Genomic DNA, 20,202 nt, shown 5'->3' on the forward strand with positions numbered 1-20,202 from the left:
GTGAACGGTCACTCCGGCTGGTCGGGCGGGGCGGGGCACGGTCAAGCGTACGGGTGACGCCCGACCCGTCCCGCGTCACGGGGGGCGGGTGCGGGGCGCGCTCAGACGCCGAGGCGCTCGCCCGCCGCCACCCGGACACCGCGCGCCCAGTCGGCGGCGCGCATCGGCTTCCGGCCCTGCGGCTGCACCCACTCCAGCGCGACGGCGTGCGAGCCGGTGCCGACGTGCACGGTCTGCTTGGCGGCGGCCAGTTCCCCGGGGGCGAGGCCCTCGCGATCCGGCGCGGGGGTGAGCGCCCTGATCTTGAGCCGTTCGCCCCGGAAAAGGGTCCACGCGCCGGGCGCCGGGGTGCAGGCGCGCACGCGGCGGTGGACGGCGAGCGCGGGGACGGACCAGTCGACGGCCGCGTCCTCGACCGTGAGCTTGGGTGCCAGGGTGACGCCGTCCGCCGGCTGCGGGGCGGGCCGCAGCGAGCCGTCCTCGATGCCGTCCATCGTCGCCGCGAGCAGCCCGGCGCCGGCGAGGGCGAGCCGGGTCAGCAGGTCACCGCTGGTGTCGTCGGGCCGGATCTCCTCGGTGAGCACGCCGTAGACGGGTCCCGAGTCGAGGCCCTCCTCGATGAGGAACGTGCTGGCGCCCGTCATGTCGTCGCCCGCGAGGACGGCGTGCTGCACGGGCGCGGCGCCGCGCCAGGCGGGCAGCAGGGAGAAGTGGAGGTTCACCCATCCGTGGCGCGGGATCTCCAGCGCCGACTTCGGGAGCAGCGCGCCGTACGCGACGACGGGGCAGCAGTCGGGCGCGATGGCGCGCAGCCGGTCCTGGAAGGCGGGGTCGCGCGGGCGCTCGGGGCGCAGGATCTCGATGCCCGCCTCCCGCGCCCGTTCGGCGACCGGGCTGGCGACCAGGCGGCGGCCGCGTCCGGCCGGCGCGTCCGGCCGGGTGACCACGGCGGCGACCTCGTGCCGGTCCGACGCGAGCAGGGCGTCCAGGGCGGGGACGGCGACCTCGGGGGTACCGGCGAAGACGAGCCTCATCGTGGGTGTTCGACCTCTCGGACGGGTGAAGCGGGGCGACTGGCGGGTCAGTCTATGTCCGCCGCCGCACGCCCAGGTCAGGGGCGTGCAGGAGGCGTCCGGCGCCACGGAGTTGACGATGCGCCCCGGATGCGTGACTCCTGCACGCATGGCGCGTTGGTCAAGACAGATTGACCGATACGGGCCCGGCCGGGCCTGTTTCCCTTGACCACCGGTTCGAGAGGCTTGTTCATGGCCGACAACGCCACCCCCGACGCACAGGCGCGCACCAGTCTGCACCTCCTGGTACGCGACATCGAGCGGGTGCGCCGGCAGGTTGACGCGCTGCGCACCCTCACCGCACAGCTGGGCAATGTCTACCGCCCCCGCCGTACCGGCCCGTCCGCCGGTTTCGTCGTCTACGGCCGGGCGCCCGCGCCGACCGTCCGTCTCGCGCAGGAGCTGCGGGACAGCGTGGAGGCGCTCGTCACGGCGGCCGTCGACTTCGACCGGTCCCTCGGCTTCTCCTGGGACGCCGTCGGGTCCGCGCTCGGGGTGACGAAGCAGGCCGTGCACCGCCGGTACGGCACCCGGCGGCCGGCGAACGCGCCGCAGGGGCAGACCGCCGCGCGCGAGGGCGCCCGCGCCGAGCAGGCGCAGCCCGCGGTGCCGCCGCCGTCCCGGGGGCTGCCGGGCCGCGCGCTGCCGGGGCGGCCGGCGCCCGGCGACTCCCGCGCGGGCGCGCTCCCCGGCCAGCGGAACGTCTGACCGCCCCCGCCCGCGGGCGGGGTCAGCCGATGTCGCGCGGATCGATCACGATCCGCGCCGGGGGGGTGTCGCGACGGGCCAGCCGCAGGGCCTGGGCCGTTCTGAGGGCGGCGGCGAGCGCGTGGCCGCCGCCGGTCGGCACGCGGACGAGCACGCGTTCCCACTGCTCGCCGGGGGGCGGGTCACCGACGCGGCGGGGGCGGCCCGGCGGGAGCACGGGCAGCGGCACCGGGCCGAGGACCTGGGCGCCCGGCGGCAGCTCCGCCGTGGCCAGCAGGCCGGCGACGGCGTCCGGCGTTCCGGTGACGGCGGCCATCCGCGCGGCCGGGGGGAAACCGAGCGCGGCGCGGTCGGCCAGTTCGCGCAGGGCGTGGCCCGCCGGATCCCAGCGCACGAGGGCCTGGACGGGCCGCTCCCCCGGCTCCCCGAGCACCACGACGGTGCCGCCGTCGGCGCGCGGCCGGACGAGGGCGGCCGCGTTCATCCACAGGCGCAGGGCCTCCTCCCCGGCCCGCAGGTCCTGACGGCCGAGCAGCGCCCACCCGTCGAGCAGCAGCGCGGCCGCGTACCCGGAGCCCTCGGGCACGGGCTCGGCGCCGGGGGTGCTGACGACGAGGGCCGGCCGGTCGGGCACGGTCGCGAGGACGTGGTCGCGGCCGGAGGTGCGCACCGGCACGGCGGGGAACGCGCGGCCCAGCTCCTCGGCGGTGCGCCGGGCGCCGATGACGACGGCGCGCAGCCCGGTCGCGCCGCATTCGGGGCACCGCCGGGCGGGTTCCGGCGTCCCGCACCAGGCGCACGCCAGGGCCTCGGCGGGGCCGGTGGCGGCGAGCGGCCCGTGGCAGCGCGCGCAGCGGGCGGGGGCGCGGCACCGGTCGCAGGCGAGGCGGGGGGCGTAGCCGCGCCGGGGGACCTGGACGAGGACCGGGCCGTGCGCGAGGCCGTCGCGCAGGGTGCCCCAGGCGAGGCTGGGCAGCCGGGCGGTACGGGCGGCCGGGTCGCGAGACTCGTCGCCGTCGCCGGTGGTGCGGACCAGGGGGGCGACGGCGCGGACCGTCGCCCGGTCGGCGGCGAGGGGGCGCGCCCAGCCGGTCTCGACGAGCTGGGCGGCCTCGGCGGTGTGGCTGTGGCCGCCGAGGAGGAGGGCGGTGTGCTCCTGGGCTGAGCGCAGCACGAGGACGTCCCTGGCGTGGGGGCGCGGCGCGTTGTCGTCGTGGTGGGCGGTGTCGCCGTCGTCCCACAGGACGACCAGGCCGAGGCCGGTGACCGGCGCGAACATCGCCGCCCGCGTGCCGACGACGCAGCGCACGGCGCCCCGGTTGACGGCGAGCCATCTGCGGTAGCGGGCCTCGGGGCCGGCGTCGGCGGTCAGCAGGACGTGGTGCCCCGGGCCGATCAGGCCGGTGAGCGCGGCGTCCACGCGCGCGGCGGCGCGGCCGTCCGGCAGGACGGCGATGGCGCCCCGGCCGGCGGCGAGCGCGGCGGCGAGGGCGCGGGCCAGCTCACGCGGCCAGCCGGGGCCGGGCAGGGCCGTCCACACGGCGCGCGGCGCGCGGCCGTCCGCCAGCGCCCCGAACCAGCCGGCCGCGCCGGGGTAGCGTGCCCAGCCGGCGGGCTCCGGCACGGGCGGCGGGGCCGGTGCCGGGGGCGACGGCGCCCGTTCGGCGCGGGCCATCCGCGGCGGGACGGCGAGCTGCACCACGTCGGCGAGGGAGCCGGCGTACCGGTCGGCGACGGCCCGGCACAGCCCGAGGAGCGCGGGCGTGAGGACGGGCTCGGGCGACAGGACCTGCGCGAGGGGCGCCAGGACGCCGGGGAAGTCGCTGTCGGCACGGCGCTCGACGACGAAGCCGTTGATCAGCCGGCCGCCCTCGCGGCGGCCGTCGCGCTGGCCCGCGCCGAACCTGACGCGCACCCGCACCCCGGGGCGGGCGTCGGCGTCCATGGCGGCGGGGACCGCGTAGTCGAAGAGACGGTCGAGGTGGGCGAGGCCCTTGTCGACGAGGACACGGGCCACCGGCAGGTGCTCGGCGAGGGGCGCGTCGCGCCAGGTACGGGGCCGGGCGCGCGGCGGACGGGCGCGGTGCGCCGCCCGGCCGACGAGGGCGAGCTGCTCCCCGCCGCCCGGCCCGCGCTCTTCCCCGCTCACGGTGTCCAGTGAAGCAGACGGCTCGGACACGGCCCGCCGCCCGGAGCGGCGGGCCGGAGGTGTCCGGTCAGACCCCGGCGACGGCCCGCAGCGCGTCGACGCGGTCGGTGCGCTCCCAGGTGAAGTCCGGCAGCTCGCGGCCGAAGTGGCCGTAGGCGGCGGTCTGCGAGTAGATGGGGCGCAGGAGGTCGAGGTCCCGGATGATCGCGGCGGGCCGCAGGTCGAAGACCTCGGTGATGGCCTGCTCGATCCGCTCGACGGGCACGGTGGCCGTGCCGAAGGTCTCCACGAACAGCCCGACCGGCTCGGCCTTGCCGATGGCGTAGGCGACCTGGACCTCGCAGCGGCCGGCGAGGCCCGCGGCCACGACGTTCTTGGCGACCCAGCGCATCGCGTACGCGGCGGAGCGGTCGACCTTGGACGGGTCCTTGCCGGAGAACGCGCCGCCGCCGTGGCGGGCCATGCCGCCGTACGTGTCGATGATGATCTTGCGGCCGGTCAGGCCCGCGTCGCCCATCGGGCCGCCGACCTCGAAGCGGCCGGTCGGGTTGACCAGGAGGCGGTAGCCCTCGGTGTCGAGCTTGATGCCGTCGCCGATCAGCGCCTTCAGCTCCGGCTCGACGACGAACTCCTGGATGTCGGGCGCGAGCAGCGAGTCCAGGTCGATGTCGGAGGCGTGCTGGCTGGAGACGACCACGGTGTCGAGGCGGACGGCCTTGTCCCCGTCGTACTCGATGGTGACCTGCGTCTTGCCGTCGGGCCGCAGGTAGGGGATGGTGCCGTTCTTCCTGACCTCGGACAGGCGGGCGGAGAGACGGTGCGCCAGCCGGATCGGCAGCGGCATCAGCTCGGGCGTCTCGTCGCAGGCGTAGCCGAACATGAGGCCCTGGTCGCCGGCGCCCTGCCGGTCGAGCTCGTCCTCCTCGCCGCCGACGCGGGTCTCGTAGGCGGTGTCCACGCCCTGCGCGATGTCGGGCGACTGGGAGCCGATGGACACCGAGACGCCGCAGGACGCGCCGTCGAAGCCCTTCTTGGACGAGTCGTACCCGATCTCCAGGATCTTGCCCCGCACCAGCGTCGCGATGTCCGCGTACGCCTGCGTGGTGACCTCGCCGGCGACATGCACCAGACCGGTGGTGATCATGGTCTCGACGGCGACCCGGGACGCCGGGTCCTCCTTGAGGAGCGCGTCGAGGATCGTGTCGCTGATCTGGTCGGCGATCTTGTCGGGGTGACCCTCGGTCACCGATTCCGAGGTGAAGAGGCGGCGGGACACATCGCTCCCTGGGTTGCAGCGGCTGCTGACTGATATGGCTGACGACCGCCCGTGACGGGCACGGGGCCGGCGTCAGTCTATCCGGCGTGCGGTCGGCCCGGCGCGAAGGACCTGCGGTGGCCGTGTCCGGCACCGCCGCCCCTCACCGGCCGGTTCAGGGTATCCGGCGCCGTCCGGGCACCGGAAGGCGCGGACCGCTCCGCGAGACGCGCTCCCGGCGCGGGTGGTCGCGCGCGGGCGGTCAGGCCGCGGCCCAGCGGCGCGCCACCGCGTCCCAGACCCGGTCGGCGAGGTCCTCCTTCGGGCCGCGCGGGACGGGCGTCTCACCGCCGTCCGCGTCGAGGATGACCGCCTCGTTCTCGTCGCTGCCGAAGCCGAGGCCGCCGCCGACGCGGTTCACGACGAGGAGGTCGCAGCCCTTGCGGGCGAGCTTGGCGCGGCCGTTCGCGAGGACGTCGTCCGTCTCGGCGGCGAAGCCGGCCACGACCCGGCCGGGGCTGCGGTCGGCCGCGAGCCCGGCGAGGACGTCGGGGTTGCGGACCAGCGCGATGGGCGCCGGGTCCTCGCCGTCACGCTTCTTGATCTTCCGCGCTGACGTCTCGGCGGGGCGGAAGTCGGCGACGGCGGCGGCCATCACGACGGCGTCGGCCCCGGCGGCGGCCGCGCGGACCGCGGCGCCCAGCTCCTCGGCGGTGCCGACCGGCACGACCCGGACGCCGGCCGGGTCGGGCAGCGCCGTGTTGGCGGCGACCAGGGTGACCCGGGCACCGCGCGCGGCGGCGGTCGCCGCGAGGGCGTACCCCTGCTTGCCGGACGAGTGGTTGCCGAGGTAGCGGACCGGGTCGAGGGGTTCGCGGGTGCCGCCGGCGCTGACGACGACGTGCCGGCCGGCGAGGTCCCGCGCGCCGGCGCCCGCGCCGCGCGCGACGACCCGGCGGCAGAACGCGAAGATCTCCGCCGGGTCGGGCAGCCGGCCCCGGCCGGTGTCGGCACCGGTGAGCCGCCCCTCGGCCGGCTCGATCACGAGCGCGCCGCGGCGGCGGAGCGTGGCGACGTTCTCCACGGTCGCGGGGTGCTCCCACATCTCGGTGTGCATGGCGGGCGCGAAGACGACCGGGCAGCGGGCGGTGAGCAGGACGTTGGTCAGGAGGTCGTCGGCCCGCCCGCCGGCCGCGCGGGCGAGCACGTCGGCGGTGGCGGGGGCGATGACGACGAGGTCGGCCTCCTGCCCGAGCCGCACGTGCGGGACCTCGTGCACGTCCTCCCAGACCTCGGTGGCGACCGGCTGCCCCGAGAGCGCCGACCAGGTGGCTGCGCCGACGAACCGCAGCGCCGACGCCGTCGGCACGACCCGTACGGCGTGCCCCGACTCGGTGAACCGCCGCAGCAGCTCGCACGCCTTGTAGGCGGCGATTCCGCCGCCCACCCCCAGCACGATCCTGGGCTGGCCCATCCTCGGCCCTCTCTGACTCGGCGGTGGTCACACGTCGAGCCCGGCAGCGGTCGGCTGCCGGGCTCGCGACGGGTTCGTGGAAGACCCCGGGCCTAGTCCGTGGCGCCTTCGACGGCCTCGGAGGTGAGGAGGCCCGCGTTGATCTCGCGCAGCGCGATGGACAGCGGCTTCTCGTGCACGTGGGTGTCCACGAGCGGGCCGACGTACTCCAGGAGGCCCTCACCGAGCTGGGAGTAGTAGGCGTTGATCTGCCGCGCGCGCTTGGCCGCGTAGATGACCAGGCTGTACTTGGAGTCGGTGGCCTCCAGGAGCTCGTCGATCGGCGGGTTGATGATGCCCTCGGGCGTGGTCATGGAGGAGGACACGCTTCGCCTTTCCTGGACGGTATCTCCGGACGGTCCGGGCGGATCCCGCCGCGGACGGTCACAACTGCGGACAGTCGTGACTCAACGAATCAAGGCTAGCAGTTCGGCCGCGACGTCCTCGACCGAGGTGTTCACCAGGGTGACGTCGAACTCCGGCTCGGCCGCCAGCTCCGTACGGGCCGCGGCGAGGCGGCGTTCGATGACCTCGGGCGGCTCCGTGCCGCGGCCGGTGAGGCGGCGCACCAGTTCGTCCCAGCTGGGCGGCGCGAGGAACACGAGCCGCGCCTCCGGCATCGAGGCGCGGACCTGGCGGGCGCCCTGGAGGTCGATCTCCAGGAGCACCGGCTCCCCCCGCTCCAGCCGTGTCAGCACGGCGCGGCGGGGGGTGCCGTAGCGGTTGCCCGCGAACTCGGCCCACTCCAGCAGCTCGCCGTTGGCGACCAGTTTGTCGAACTCCTCGTCGTCCACGAAGAAGTACTGGACACCGTGGCGTTCACCGGGCCGGGGCCGCCGTGTGGTGGCGGAGACGGACAGCCACAGTTCGGGGTGGGCGTTGCGCAGATGGGCGACGACCGTGCTCTTGCCGACCCCTGAGGGGCCGGAGAGCACGGTCAGTCGCGGACGATCGGTCATGCGGCGATTATCGCGGTTCCCGGCACGAGGGGGAAACCTCAGGCGGCGCCGGAGCCGAACTCGCGCTCCAGCGCGGCGATCTGGTTGGAGCCGAGACCGCCGACCCGGCGGCTCTCGGAGATGCCGAGGCGCTCCATGATCTGCCGCGCGCGCACCTTGCCGACGCCGGGCATCGACTCCAGCAGGGCGCTCACCTTCATCTTGCCGATGACAGCGTTCTCCTGGCCCTGCTTGATGACCTCGTGCAGCGAGGCGCCGGAGTGCTTGAGCCGATTCTTGACCTCGGCGCGCTCCCGGCGAGCCGCGGCGGCCTTCTGAAGCGCGGCTGCGCGCTGTTCAGGGGTAAGGGGTGGAAGAGCCACGCCTACGTCACCTCGGTTGTCGAACTGTCGGATACGGAACGGTGAGGAACCTAACGGCACCGCACCGGCGGGGCAACGAGCAACGCGCCCGGCTGCCCCGCTCTCGGTGGAGACTAGCGGTGCGCACGGCGTTTAGTCAGCGGGAATCGACAAAAAGTCCAGGTCAGCTCCGCAACGCCGGTGACATGTCGGACATATCACCGCGCCGCGCCCCGGCCGTGTGCGAGGGGTTCCGGGTGGTCACGCTCCGCATCCGGTGTGGCGCGCGATGAGTTCCACCTCACGGGCCGCCGCGTCACGCAGCGCCCCAGTGTCGGGGCCGTGCTTGAGGACACCGCGGCTGATGGAGGGCAGCGCGTTCCCCACGGCGGGGCCGAACACCCGCGGGAGATCGGCCGCCGTGGCGCCCTGCGCGCCGATGCCGGGCGCGAGGAGCGGCCCGTTGACGGCGAGCGCGGCCGGGTCGGGCGGCGCGGCACCGAGCGTGGTGCCCACGACCGCGCCGAACGATCCCATGGGCGCCGCGTCCCCGTTCTCCGCGCGCAGCCGGTCCAGGACGAGCCGGCCGAGCGGTGTGCCGTCGGCGGTGACGGCCGACTGCACCTCGGCGCCCTCGGGGTTGGAGGTGAGGGCGAGCACGAAGACTCCGGCGCCGGTGGCGGCGGCGAGGTCGAGGGCGGGGCGCAGCGCCTCGTAGCCCAGGTACGGGTTGAGGGTCACCGCGTCGGAGCGCAGGGGGGCGCCGTCGCCGAGGTAGGTGGCCGCGTAGGCCGCGAGGGTGGAGCCGATGTCGCCACGCTTGGCGTCCATGAGGACGAGCGCCCCGGCCGCGCGGGCGTCCCGCACGGTGCGCTCCAGCACGGCCACGCCACGGGAGCCGAACCGCTCGAAGAACGCGCTCTGGGGCTTGAGGACGGCGACCCGTTCGGCGAGGGCCTCGACGACGGTGCCGGCGAAGCGTTCGAGCCCGGCGATGTCGTCGGTGAGGCCCCACCGCTCCAGCAGCGCCGCGTGCGGGTCGATTCCGACGCACAGCGGGCCGCGCGTGTCCATGGCGCGGCGCAGGCGCGCGCCGAACGGCTCGGGCGCTGCCGCGTCCTGCGGTGTGCGCGGGGCGGGGGCTGCCGTCATGCGGGGGTCCTTCCTGCGTGGGCGCCGACCGCGTCGGCGAGGGTCGTGTACGGGCTGGCCGCGAGCCGCTGGGCGAGGCCGCGGTGCAGCGTGCGGACCCAGGCGGGGCCGGCGTAGATGAAGCCGCTGTACCCCTGGACGAGGGTCGCGCCGGCGAGGATGCGCGCCCACGCGTCGTCGGCGGTCTCGATGCCGCCGACGCCGACGAGCGTCACCCGGTCGCCGACCCGCCGGTACAGGCGGGACAGGACGGCGAGGGACCGTGCCCTGAGCGGGGCGCCCGAGACGCCGCCGGCGCCGAGGGCGGCGACGGCCTCCGGGGAGGTGGTCAGCCCCGCGCGGGAGATCGTCGTGTTGGTGGCGATGATGCCGTCGAGTCCCAGTTCCACGGCGAGGTCGGCGACCGCGTCGATGTCCTCGTCGGCGAGGTCGGGCGCGATCTTGACCAGCAGCGGGACACGGCGGCCGGTCACCGTGCGGTCGGCGGCCTCCCGTACGGCGGTCAGCAGGGGCCGCAGCCGGTCGGTGGCCTGGAGGTCGCGCAGCCCCGGGGTGTTGGGAGAGGAGACGTTGACCACCAGGTAGTCGGCGTACCGGGCGAGGCGTTCCGCCGAGGTGACGTAGTCGGCGACGGCCTCGGCCTCCGGGACGGCCTTGGTCTTGCCGATGTTGACGCCGACGACGGGCCCGCCGCGCCGCCGGCCCCGGCGGGCCAGGCGGACCGCCACGGCCGCCGACCCGTCGTTGTTGAAGCCCATGCGGTTGAGCAGGGCGCGGTCGCGGACCAGCCGGAAGAGGCGGGGCCGCGGGTTGCCGGGCTGCGGGCGGCCGGTGACGGTGCCGATCTCCACGTGGTCGAAGCCGAGCAGGGCGAGCCCGTCGATGCCGACCGCGTTCTTGTCGAAGCCGGCCGCGAGGCCGAAAGGACCCGGCATCCGCAGGCCGAACGCCGTCACGGCCAGCTCCGGGTGCGGCGGCGCGAAGGCCGCCGCCACCGCCGCCCGCGCCACGGGGACGCGGGCGGCGGTGCGGATGAGCCCGAACGCGAGCCGGTGCGCGCGTTCGGCCTCGATCCGGACGAGGACTCGCCGGTAGAGCGCGTCGTAGAGACTCACGCGGCTCACCTGGCGCGGGCGGCGGTGAGGTCCCGCGCGTGGTCCTGGAGCGAACGCACCGAGATGTCGCCCCGGCCGAGCGCGTCGATGCCCTGGACGGCCGCGGCGAGCGCCTGGACCGTCGTGAGGCACGGCACGCCGCGCGCGATGGCGGCGGTGCGGATCTCGTAGCCGTCGAGGCGGCCGCCCGTGCCGTAGGGGGTGTTGACGATGAGGTCGACCTGGCCGTCGTGGATGAGCTGGACGATGGTCGGCTGGCCCTCGGGACCCGGTCCGTCGCCGTGCTTGCGGACGACGGTGGCGTGGATGCCGTTGCGCCGCAGGATCTCGGCGGTGCCCGCGGTGGCCAGCAGCTCGAAGCCGTGCTCCACGAGGGCGCGGGCCGGGAAGATCATCGCGCGCTTGTCGCGGTTGGCGACCGAGACGAAGGCGCGGCCCTTCGTCGGCAGCACCCCGTAGACGGCGGTCTGCGACTTGGCGTACGCCGTGCCGAAGACCGTGTCGATGCCCATGACCTCGCCGGTGGAGCGCATCTCGGGGCCGAGCACCGTGTCGACGCCCCTGCCGTGGACGTCGCGGAAGCGCGACCACGGCATGACGGCCTCCTTGACGGAGATCGGCGCGTCGAGCGGGAGGGTGCCGCCGTCCCCCTCGGCCGGGAGCATGCCCTCGGCGCGGAGCTGGGCGACGGTGGCGCCCAGCGAGATGCGGGCCGCCGCCTTGGCGAGCGGCACGGCGGTCGCCTTGGAGGTGAACGGGACCGTCCGGGAGGCGCGCGGGTTGGCCTCCAGGACGTAGAGGATGTCGCCGGCCAGGGCGAACTGGATGTTGATCAGTCCGCGGACGCCGACGCCCCTGGCGATGGCCTCGGTGGAGGCGCGCAGCCGCTTGATGTCGTGGGCGCCCAGCGTCATCGGCGGGAGGGCGCAGGCCGAGTCGCCGGAGTGGATGCCGGCCTCCTCGATGTGCTCCATCACGCCGCCGAGGAACAGCTCATCGCCGTCGTACAGGGCGTCCACGTCGATCTCGATCGCGTCGTCGAGGAACCGGTCGATGAGGACCGGGTGCTCCTCGATGAGGCCGGCGTGCTCGCGCAGGTAGGCGGCGAGCGCGGGCTCGTCGTACACGATCTGCATGCCGCGCCCGCCGAGGACGTAGCTCGGGCGCACCATCACCGGGTAGCCGATGCCGGCGGCCGTCTCGGCGGCCTCCTCGAAGGAGAACGCGGTGCCGTACTTGGGCGCGGGCAGCCCGGCCTCCGCGAGGACGCGGCCGAACGCGCCCCGGTCCTCGGCGAGGTGGATCGCCTCGGGCGAGGTGCCGACGACGGGCACGCCGTTGTCCTTCAGGGCCTGCGCGAGGCCCAGCGGCGTCTGGCCGCCGAGCTGCACGATGACACCGGCGACCGGTCCGGCGAGGGTCTCGGCGTGGACGATCTCCAGGACGTCCTCCAGGGTGAGCGGCTCGAAGTACAGCCGGTCGGAGGTGTCGTAGTCGGTGGAGACGGTCTCCGGGTTGCAGTTGACCATGACCGTGTCGTAGCCGGCCTCGCTGAGCGCGAAGCAGGCGTGGACGCAGGAGTAGTCGAACTCGATGCCCTGGCCGATGCGGTTGGGTCCCGAGCCGAGGATGAGGACGGCCGGCCGCTCGCGCGGGGTGACCTCGGTCTCCTCGTCGTAGGACGAGTAGAGGTACGGGGTGCGGGCGGCGAACTCGGCGGCGCACGTGTCGACCGTCTTGTAGACCGGGCGCACGCCGAGGGCGTGCCGCACCTGGCGGACGACCTCCTCGCTCAGGCCGCGGATGGCGGCGATCTGCGCGTCGGAGAAGCCGTGCCGCTTGGCGGTGGCGAGCAGGCCGGGCTCCAGCTGCTCGGCGTCGGCGATCTCCCGGGCGATCTCGTGGACGAGGAAGAGCTGGTCCACGAACCACGGGTCGATGTGCGTCGCGGCGAAGACCTCGTCGGGCGTCGCCCCGGCGCGGATGGCACGCATGACGGTGGCGAGGCGGCCGTCGGTGGGGACGGCGGCGAGGCGCAGCAGGGCGTCCTTGTCGCCGAGGGAGGCCGGGTCGCCGCCGAAGTCGAACGCGGCGCCCTTCTTCTCCAGGGACCGCAGGGCCTTGCCGAGTGCCTCGGTGAAGTTGCGGCCGATCGCCATGGCCTCGCCGACGGACTTCATGGTCGTGGTGAGCGTGGCGTCGGCGGCCGGGAACTTCTCGAACGCGAACCGCGGGACCTTGACGACGACGTAGTCGAGCGTCGGCTCGAACGACGCCGGGGTCTTCTCGGTGATGTCGTTGGGGATCTCGTCGAGCGTGTAGCCGATGGCGAGGCGCGCGGCGATCTTCGCGATGGGGAAACCGGTGGCCTTGGAGGCGAGCGCCGACGAGCGGGAGACGCGCGGGTTCATCTCGATGACGACGATCCGCCCGTCGTCCGGGTTGACGGCGAACTGGATGTTGCAGCCGCCGGTGTCGACGCCGACCTCGCGGATGACGGCGATGCCGATGTCGCGCAGGATCTGGTACTCGCGGTCGGTGAGCGTCATGGCCGGGGCGACCGTGATCGAGTCACCGGTGTGGACGCCCATCGGGTCGAAGTTCTCGATGGAGCAGACGACGACCACGTTGTCGTTGCGGTCACGCATCAGCTCCAGCTCGAACTCCTTCCAGCCGAGGATGGACTCCTCCAGCAGGACCTCGGTCGTCGGGGACAGCGCGAGGCCCTGCCCGGCGATGCGCCGCAGCTCGTCCTCGTCGTGCGCGAACCCGGAGCCGGCGCCGCCCATGGTGAACGAGGGGCGGACCACGACCGGGTACCCGCCGAGCTCGTCGACGCCCGCCAGGACGTCGTCCAGCGTGTGGCAGATGACGGAGCGCGCGGACTCGCCGTGGCCGACCTTCTCGCGCACGGCCTCCACGACGCCCTTGAACGCCTCGCGGTCCTCGCCCTTCTGGATGGCGTCGACGCTGGCGCCGATCAGCTCCACGCCGTAGCGCTCCAGGGTGCCGGCCTCGTGCAGGGAGATCGCGGTGTTGAGCGCGGTCTGACCGCCGAGGGTCGGCAGCAGGGCGTCCGGCCGCTCCTTGGCGATGATCTTCTCGACGAACTCGGGGGTGATCGGCTCGACGTACGTGGCGTCGGCCATCTCCGGGTCGGTCATGATCGTGGCCGGGTTGGAGTTCACGAGGATGACGCGCAGTCCCTCGGCCTTGAGCACCCGGCACGCCTGCGTGCCCGAGTAGTCGAACTCGGCGGCCTGGCCGATCACGATCGGCCCGGAGCCGATCACCAATACGGACTGGATATCCGAACGCCTAGGCACGCGGGTCCTCCATCAGGGAAACGAAACGGTCGAACAGGTAGGCGGCGTCGTGCGGACCCGCAGCCGCCTCGGGGTGGTACTGGACGGAGAAGCCGGGCCGGTCCAGGAGCCGCAGGCCCTCCACCACGTTGTCGTTGAGGCAGACGTGGGAGACCTCGGCGCGCCCGTAGGGGGTCTCGGACGGGCCGTCCAGGGGGGCGTCCACGGCGAAGCCGTGGTTGTGGGCCGTGACCTCCACCTTGCCGGTGACCAGGTCCTTCACCGGCTGGTTGATGCCCCGGTGGCCGTACTTCAGCTTGAAGGTGCCGAAGCCGAGGGCGCGGCCGAAGATCTGGTTGCCGAAGCAGATGCCGAACAGCGGGGTGTTGTGCTCCATGACGCCGCGCATCAGCTCGACGGGGTGGTCGGCGGTCGCCGGGTCGCCGGGGCCGTTGGAGAAGAACACGCCGTCGGGCGACGTGGCGTACACCTCGTCCAGGCTCGCGGTGGCGGGCACGACGGTGACCTCGATGCCGCGCTCCGCCATGCGGTGGGGCGTCATGCCCTTGATGCCGAGGTCGACGGCGGTGACCGCGAACCGCTTGCGGCCGATGGCCGGCACGGTGTACGGCTCGGTGACGGCCACCTCGGCGGACAGGTCGGCGCCGGACATCGCCGGCGCGGACCGCACGCGTGCGAGGAGTGTCTCCTCGCCGGCGCCGGCGAGCGCGGGACCGGAGAAGATCCCGGCCCGCATCGCGCCGCGCTCGCGCAGGTGGCGGGTGAGGGCGCGGGTGTCCACGCCGCTGATGCCGACGACGCCCTGGGCCGTCAGCTCGTCGTCCAGGGTGCGGACGGACCGCCAGTTGGACGGCGTACGGGCGGGGTCGCGGACGACGTACCCGGAGACCCAGATGCGGCGGGACTCGGGGTCCTCGTCGTTGACACCGGTGTTGCCGATGTGCGGGGCCGTCATGACGACGATCTGACGGTGGTACGAAGGGTCGGTCAGGGTCTCCTGGTACCCGGTCATGCCGGTGGAGAAGACCGCTTCCCCGAAGGTCTCCCCCACAGCGCCGTACGCCTGGCCGCGGAAGGTGCGGCCGTCCTCAAGGACGAGCAGCGCGGGGGTCGGACTGGCTGTGGTCATCGTGCGCCTTCTTCGCTGTGGTGCTGCGCCGGGACCGGATCGGGTTCCCAGGCGGGGGGCGTGTAGGAGCCGAGGGCGTCCACCCAGGCGGTGTGCTCGGCGGCGGTGTCCGAGCGGAAGCCGGAGTCGAGCAGGCGGTCGCCGTGCTCCCAGGTGATCACCAGCAGGCCGCCCTCGGTGAGGACCTTGCCGGCGATGCCCTTGTCGAGCCGCGCGCCGCGCAGCCGCTCGGCCGGGATCAGGAAGTCACCCGCGCCGGTGCCACGGACGGTGACCCCGGCGTCCGTCAGGTCGAGCCGGACGCGGCTGCGGACGCCGAGGCCGCGCGCCACGATCCGGTCGAGCCACCGGCCGGCGGTGGTCGAGCCGTGGTAGCGGCCGGTGAGGGTGAGCCGGGCGCCGGCCGCCGGGTCGTCCCCGGCCGGGGGCGCCGGCAGCTCGGGCAGGTCGCCCTGGAGGGTGGCGCGCCACTTCCAGCCCTCACGCATCAGCCAGTAGACCAGCGCGAGGAAGAGGAGGATGCCGATGATCCAGGCGACGCGGGCACCCCAGTCGGTGACCTCCTGCGACGTGCGGCCCCCGTCGGCGAGGACCAGGGCGGCGTTCATACGAGCTCACCGTCCCGGACGGTGGGCCGCCCGCGCAGGAACGTGTGCACGACCCGGCCCGGCAGATCGAGACCGCGGTAGGGCGAGTTGCGGCTGCGGGAGGCGAAGGCCGCCGGGTCGACGGGGGCGCGGTGGGCCGGGTCGATCAGCGTCAGGTTGGCCGGCTCGCCCGCCGCGACCGGCCGGCCGTGGCCGCCGAGCCCGCCGATCGCCGCGGGGCGGACCGCCATGCGGTCGGCGACACCCGCCCAGTCGAGGAGGCCGGTGTCCACCATCGTGTGCTGGACGACGGACAGCGCCGTCTCCAGGCCCACCATGCCCATGGCCGCGGCTCCCCACTCGCAGTCCTTGTCCTCGTGCGGGTGGGGCGCGTGATCGGTGGCCACACAGTCGATGGTGCCGTCGGCCAGCCCGCGCCGCACCGCGAGGACGTCCGCCTCGGTGCGCAGCGGGGGGTTGACCTTGTAGACCGGGTCGTACGAACGGACCAGCTCGTCGGTCAGCAGCAGGTGGTGCGGGGTGACCTCGGCGGTGACCCGCCAGCCCTTGGACTTGGCCCAGCGCACCAGTTCGACGGACCCGGCGGTGCTCAGGTGGCAGATGTGGACGCGGGAGCCGACGTGCGCCGCGAGCAGGACGTCGCGGGCGATGATCGACTCCTCGGCGACGGCGGGCCAGCCGCCGAGACCCAGCTCGGCGGAGACGACGCCCTCGTTCATCTCGGCGCCCTCGGTCAGCCGGGGCTCCTGGGCGTGCTGGGCGATCACGCCGTCGAACGCCTTCACGTACTCCAGCGCCCGGCGCATGATCACGGCGTCGTCGACGCACTTGCCGTCGTCGGAGAAGACGGTGACGCCGGCCGCCGAGTCGTGCATCGCGCCGAGCTCGGCCAGCTGTCTGCCGCCGAGGCCGACGGTGACGGCGCCCACGGGCTGGACGTCGCAGTAGCCGTGCTCGCGGCCGAGGCGCCACACCTGCTCGACCACGCCGGCCGTGTCGGCGACGGGGAAGGTGTTGGCCATGGCGTGCACCGCGGTGTAGCCGCCGGCCGCCGCGGCCCGGGTGCCGGTGAGGACGGTCTCGGAGTCCTCGCGGCCCGGCTCGCGCAGGTGGGTGTGCAGGTCCACGAGGCCGGGCAGCAGCACCAGGCCCGCCGCGTCGATGACGGTGGTGTCCGTGCCGGCGGCGACGCCGGTGCCGACCTCGGCGACGGTGCCGCCGTCGATCAGGACGTCGGCCGGGGCACCGCCGAGGAGGCTCGCGCCCCGGATGAGGGTCCGGCCGGTGGTGCCGCTCGCGCCGGTCGCTTCGTTCGTTTCAGCGCTCATGCCAGGGTGTTCTCCTCGGTGCGGGTGGTGCTCACGGCCGGCTCCGAGCCGCCGAGCAGCAGGTACAGGACGGCCATCCGGACGCTGACGCCGCCGGAGACCTGCTCGACGGCGGTGCAGCGGGGCGAGTCGGCGACCTCGGCGGTGATCTCCATGCCGCGGTTCATCGGGCCGGGGTGCATGACGATGGCGTGCTCCGGCATGCGCGCCATGCGGTCGCCGTCCAGACCGTAGCGGCGCGCGTACTCGCGCTCGGTCGGGAAGTAGGCGGCGTTCATCCGCTCGCGCTGCACCCGCAGCATCATCACGGCGTCGGACGCGGGCAGGACGGCGTCGAGGTCGTAGGACACCTCGCAGGGCCAGCCCTCGATGCCGACGGGCAGCAGCGTCGGCGGAGCCACCACGGTGACCTGGGCGCCGAGCGTGGTGAGCAGGCGGATGTTGGAGCGGGCCACGCGGCTGTGCAGGATGTCGCCGACGATCGTGACGCGGCGCCCGGACAGGTCCCGGCCCGCGCCGCCGCCGGGTCCCGCGACGAGGCGGCGGCGGATCGCGTACGCGTCGAGCAGGGCCTGCGTGGGGTGCTCGTGGGTGCCGTCGCCGGCGTTGACGACGCAGCCGCCGATCCAGCCGGCGGTGGCCAGCCGGTGCGGCGCGCCGGAGTCGTGGTGCCGGATGACGACGGCGTCGGCGCCCATGGCCTCCAGCGTGAGGGCGGTGTCCTTCAGGGACTCGCCCTTGGAGACCGACGAGCCCTTGGCGGAGAAGTTGATGACGTCGGCGGAGAGACGTTTCGCCGCCGCCTCGAACGAGATGCGGGTGCGGGTCGAGTCCTCGAAGAACAGGTTGACGACCGTCCGGCCGCGCAGGGTCGGGAGTTTCTTGATCGGCCGGTCGGCGACGCGGGCCAGCTCCTCGGCGGTGTCGAGGACCAGGACGGCGTCGTCGCGCGTCAGATCGGCGGCCGAGATGAGGTGGCGCTTCATCAGGTGCCTTCCGTGGGGCGTGGCGGGGTGCGGCGTGGCGGTGCGGCCCGGCGGGCGTCAGGCGGGCACGGCGAAGCGCACGGGAGTGGGCGGGGAGCCGGTCACGTGGCCGGCGCCGGTCATCCGGCCGGGGCTGAGCCGCGCACGCCGAGCAGGACGCCGTCGCGGCCGTCCTCCTCGGTGAGCAGGACCCGGACGGTCTCGCGCAGCGACGTGGGGATGTTCTTGCCGACGTAGTCCGCGCGGATGGGCAGCTCGCGGTGACCGCGGTCCACCAGGACGCCGAGCTGGACGGCGCGGGGGCGGCCGAGGTCGTTCAGCGCGTCGAGGGCGGCCCTGATGGTGCGGCCGGAGAACAGCACGTCGTCCAGGAGGATGACGAGGCGGCCGTCGAGGCCGTCACCGGGGATCTCGGTGCGGGCCAGCGCGCGGGTGGGGCGCAGACGCAGGTCGTCGCGGTACATCGTGATGTCGAGCGAGCCGACCGGGACCGGGTGGCCGGTGATCTCCTGGAGCCGGTCGGCGAGCCGGCGGGCCAGGTGGACGCCGCGGGTCGGGATGCCGAGCAGCACCACGTCGTCGGCGCCCTTGGCGCGTTCGACGATCTCGTGCGCGATGCGGGTGAGTGCCCGTGCGATGTCCGGGGCCTCCAGCACGGAACGGGCGGGGCCGGCGTGCGGGTCGGCCACCACGGGGGCCGTCCGGTCGGCCCGGGGGCCGGTGGGGGTGTCCATGAAATACAGGACCTCCTTCCCCGCCTCACTGGACGGGCCTTAAAGGACGTCGGTCGATCGCCCCCGAGCCTATCAGGCCCTCCGGCACGCTCCGCATCGCCCCAGGTCAGGGGCAACTCTTCGGCCCCGGCTTGACGGGATAAATTACGCTGCGTAACCTCACAGTGAGTTACCGAGACGCCGTTCCGGGGAGATACATGTCCAGCGAATACGCCAAACAGCTCGGAGCCAAGCTCCGGGCCATCCGCACCCAACAGGGTCTGTCGCTCCATGGGGTCGAGGAGAAGTCCCAGGGCCGCTGGAAGGCGGTCGTGGTCGGCTCCTACGAGCGCGGCGACCGTGCCGTCACCGTGCAGCGCCTCGCGGAGCTGGCGGACTTCTACGGGGTGCCCGTGCAGGAGCTGCTGCCCGGCTCGACGCCCGGTGGTGCCGCCGAGCCCCCGCCGAAGCTGGTGCTCGACCTGGAGCGCCTGGCCACCGTGCCCAGCGAGAAGGCCGGCCCGCTCCAGCGCTACACCGCGACCATCCAGAGCCAGCGCGGCGACTACAACGGCAAGGTCCTCTCCATCCGTCAGGACGACCTGCGCACCCTGGCCGTGATCTACGACCAGTCGCCCTCGGTGCTGACCGAGCAGCTCATCAGCTGGGGCGTCCTCGGCGCCGACGCGCGCCGCGCCGTCCAGGCCGAGGAGAGCTGACACCGCGGGCGCCACGGCGCCGCAACGGCCGAGGGGCCGGGACACCGCGTCGCGCGGTGTCCCGGCCCCTCGGCCGCCGGTCGCGCCGCTCAGCGGCGCAGGGAGGGCTTGAGGTCCTTCAGCCGGCCGAGGAGGCCGTTGACGAACGCGGGGGACTCGTCCGTGGAGAACTCACGGGCGAGCTGCACGGCCTCGTCGAGGACGACGGGGTCGGGCGTCTCGTCCTCCCAGATCAGCTCGTAGGCGGCGAGCCGCAGGATGTTCCGGTCGACGACCGGCATGCGGTCCAGGGGCCAGCCCACGGCGTACTGGGCGATGAGCTCGTCGATGCGGGCGGCGTGCGCCGCGTAGCCCTCGACCAGGGTGCGGGTGAAGGCACTGACCGGCGGCTGGCGCTCGTCGGTCCGCGCGAGGGTGACCCACCCGGCGAGCACGTCGAGCGGCGCCGCACCGCGCTGGTCGGCCTCGAAGAGGATCTGGAGCGCTCGTTGACGGGCCTTGCTGCGGGCAGCCACGGTTAGCTGTTCACCCGGCCGAGGTAGTCGCCCGAACGGGTGTCCACCTTGATCTTCTCACCGGTCGTGATGAACAGCGGGACACCGATCTCGTACCCGGTCTCCAGCCGCGCCGGCTTGGTGCCACCGGTGGACCGGTCGCCCTGGACGCCCGGCTCGGTGTACTCCACGACCAGCTCGACGGCGGCCGGGAGTTCGACGAAGAGCGGGTTCTCCTCGTAGATGGCCACGGTGCAGTCCTGGCCCTCCAGCAGGTAGTTGGCCGCGTCGCCCACCGTCTCCGGGTTGATGGGGAGCTGCTCGTAGGTGTCGGTGTCCATGAAGACGAAGTCGGCGCCGTCCTTGTAGGAGAACTGCATGCCGCGCCGGTCCACGGTGGCGGTCTCCACCTTGGTGCCCGCGTTGAACGTCTTGTCCACCACCTTGCCGGAGAGGACGTGCTTGAGCTTCGTGCGGACGAAGGCGCCGCCCTTGCCGGGCTTGACGTGCTGGAACTCGACTACGGACCACAACTGGCCGCCGTCGAGCTTGAGCACCATGCCGTTCTTGAGGTCGTTCGTGGTGGCCACGGTCGCGGAATCTCCTACAGACTGCTGCTTGGGGCGACCCCGGT

The 20,202-nt window shown here is 74.1% G+C and carries 19 protein-coding genes; 2 read left to right on the forward strand and 17 right to left on the reverse strand.

Annotated elements, in window-relative coordinates:
• Positions 1-101 precede the first annotated feature (101 nt).
• Positions 102-1,034: a methionyl-tRNA formyltransferase gene (gene fmt / locus EMA09_RS02135; RefSeq protein ID WP_129838330.1), complete on the reverse strand. Its 933-nt coding sequence runs from the start codon at positions 1,032-1,034 to the stop codon at positions 102-104.
• Between the two features lie 231 nt (positions 1,035-1,265).
• Between fmt and EMA09_RS02140 the strand changes: the two genes are divergently transcribed.
• A complete protein-coding gene (locus tag EMA09_RS02140) occupies positions 1,266-1,781 on the forward strand; it encodes a hypothetical protein (protein ID WP_129838332.1) in 516 nt (171 codons plus the stop codon).
• Between the two features lie 22 nt (positions 1,782-1,803).
• Here the strand turns inward: EMA09_RS02140 and EMA09_RS02145 are convergent, their stop codons facing one another.
• From EMA09_RS02145 to pyrR, 14 genes are all read right to left on the reverse strand, one after another.
• The gene (locus EMA09_RS02145) at positions 1,804-3,930 is read right to left on the reverse strand and encodes a primosomal protein N' (RefSeq protein WP_129838334.1); all 2,127 of its coding nucleotides are present in this window, start codon (positions 3,928-3,930) and stop codon (positions 1,804-1,806) included.
• A 67-nt stretch (positions 3,931-3,997) separates the two neighbouring features.
• Positions 3,998-5,206 carry a methionine adenosyltransferase gene (gene metK, locus EMA09_RS02150; RefSeq protein ID WP_129838336.1) on the reverse strand — a complete coding sequence of 403 codons (1,209 nt, stop codon included), beginning with the start codon at positions 5,204-5,206 and terminating at the stop codon, positions 3,998-4,000.
• Between the two features lie 241 nt (positions 5,207-5,447).
• Positions 5,448-6,659, reverse strand: a complete 1,212-nt coding sequence (gene coaBC / locus EMA09_RS02155) for a bifunctional phosphopantothenoylcysteine decarboxylase/phosphopantothenate--cysteine ligase CoaBC (protein ID WP_129838337.1) — start codon at positions 6,657-6,659, stop codon at positions 5,448-5,450.
• A gap of 92 nt (positions 6,660-6,751) precedes the next feature.
• Positions 6,752-7,024, reverse strand: coding sequence for a DNA-directed RNA polymerase subunit omega (rpoZ, locus tag EMA09_RS02160; RefSeq protein ID WP_052850834.1), 273 nt, complete (start codon positions 7,022-7,024; stop codon positions 6,752-6,754).
• Between the two features lie 81 nt (positions 7,025-7,105).
• Positions 7,106-7,657 carry a guanylate kinase gene (gene gmk / locus EMA09_RS02165; RefSeq protein ID WP_129838339.1) on the reverse strand — a complete coding sequence of 184 codons (552 nt, stop codon included), beginning with the start codon at positions 7,655-7,657 and terminating at the stop codon, positions 7,106-7,108.
• A gap of 38 nt (positions 7,658-7,695) precedes the next feature.
• Positions 7,696-8,019: an integration host factor gene (locus EMA09_RS02170; protein ID WP_129838341.1), complete on the reverse strand. Its 324-nt coding sequence runs from the start codon at positions 8,017-8,019 to the stop codon at positions 7,696-7,698.
• A gap of 240 nt (positions 8,020-8,259) precedes the next feature.
• Positions 8,260-9,150: an orotidine-5'-phosphate decarboxylase gene (pyrF, locus tag EMA09_RS02175; RefSeq protein WP_129838343.1), complete on the reverse strand. Its 891-nt coding sequence runs from the start codon at positions 9,148-9,150 to the stop codon at positions 8,260-8,262.
• Positions 9,147-10,265, reverse strand: a complete 1,119-nt coding sequence (locus EMA09_RS02180) for a quinone-dependent dihydroorotate dehydrogenase (RefSeq protein ID WP_129838345.1) — start codon at positions 10,263-10,265, stop codon at positions 9,147-9,149. The genes pyrF and EMA09_RS02180 overlap by 4 nt, the downstream gene beginning before the upstream one ends.
• Before the next feature lie 5 nt (positions 10,266-10,270).
• A complete protein-coding gene (gene carB, locus EMA09_RS02185; RefSeq protein ID WP_129838347.1) occupies positions 10,271-13,591 on the reverse strand; it encodes a carbamoyl-phosphate synthase large subunit in 3,321 nt (1,106 codons plus the stop codon).
• Positions 13,584-14,720: a glutamine-hydrolyzing carbamoyl-phosphate synthase small subunit gene (gene carA, locus EMA09_RS02190; RefSeq protein ID WP_129838349.1), complete on the reverse strand. Its 1,137-nt coding sequence runs from the start codon at positions 14,718-14,720 to the stop codon at positions 13,584-13,586. Before carA ends, carB begins: the two co-directional genes overlap by 8 nt.
• Positions 14,717-15,328: a hypothetical protein gene (locus EMA09_RS02195; RefSeq protein ID WP_129838351.1), complete on the reverse strand. Its 612-nt coding sequence runs from the start codon at positions 15,326-15,328 to the stop codon at positions 14,717-14,719. Before EMA09_RS02195 ends, carA begins: the two co-directional genes overlap by 4 nt.
• Positions 15,325-16,656, reverse strand: coding sequence for a dihydroorotase (locus EMA09_RS02200; protein WP_129838353.1), 1,332 nt, complete (start codon positions 16,654-16,656; stop codon positions 15,325-15,327). Before EMA09_RS02200 ends, EMA09_RS02195 begins: the two co-directional genes overlap by 4 nt.
• Entirely contained in the window at positions 16,653-17,642 is a 990-nt protein-coding gene (locus EMA09_RS02205; RefSeq protein ID WP_129838355.1) for an aspartate carbamoyltransferase catalytic subunit, read from the reverse strand. Before EMA09_RS02205 ends, EMA09_RS02200 begins: the two co-directional genes overlap by 4 nt.
• A gap of 119 nt (positions 17,643-17,761) precedes the next feature.
• Positions 17,762-18,376, reverse strand: a complete 615-nt coding sequence (gene pyrR / locus EMA09_RS02210) for a bifunctional pyr operon transcriptional regulator/uracil phosphoribosyltransferase PyrR (protein WP_240796194.1) — start codon at positions 18,374-18,376, stop codon at positions 17,762-17,764.
• A gap of 197 nt (positions 18,377-18,573) precedes the next feature.
• Between pyrR and bldD the strand changes: the two genes are divergently transcribed.
• Positions 18,574-19,074 carry a transcriptional regulator BldD gene (gene bldD / locus EMA09_RS02215; RefSeq protein WP_129838357.1) on the forward strand — a complete coding sequence of 167 codons (501 nt, stop codon included), beginning with the start codon at positions 18,574-18,576 and terminating at the stop codon, positions 19,072-19,074.
• Between the two features lie 89 nt (positions 19,075-19,163).
• Here bldD and nusB read toward each other — a convergent pair whose 3' ends face one another.
• Positions 19,164-19,589 carry a transcription antitermination factor NusB gene (gene nusB, locus EMA09_RS02220; RefSeq protein WP_129838359.1) on the reverse strand — a complete coding sequence of 142 codons (426 nt, stop codon included), beginning with the start codon at positions 19,587-19,589 and terminating at the stop codon, positions 19,164-19,166.
• Positions 19,590-19,591: 2 nt separating this feature from the next.
• Positions 19,592-20,158, reverse strand: coding sequence for an elongation factor P (gene efp, locus EMA09_RS02225; protein WP_129838361.1), 567 nt, complete (start codon positions 20,156-20,158; stop codon positions 19,592-19,594).
• Positions 20,159-20,202: the final 44 nt, after the last annotated feature.

Origin of the sequence: Streptomyces sp. RFCAC02, assembly GCF_004193175.1 — a bacterium.
Taxonomy (GTDB): domain Bacteria; phylum Actinomycetota; class Actinomycetes; order Streptomycetales; family Streptomycetaceae; genus Streptomyces.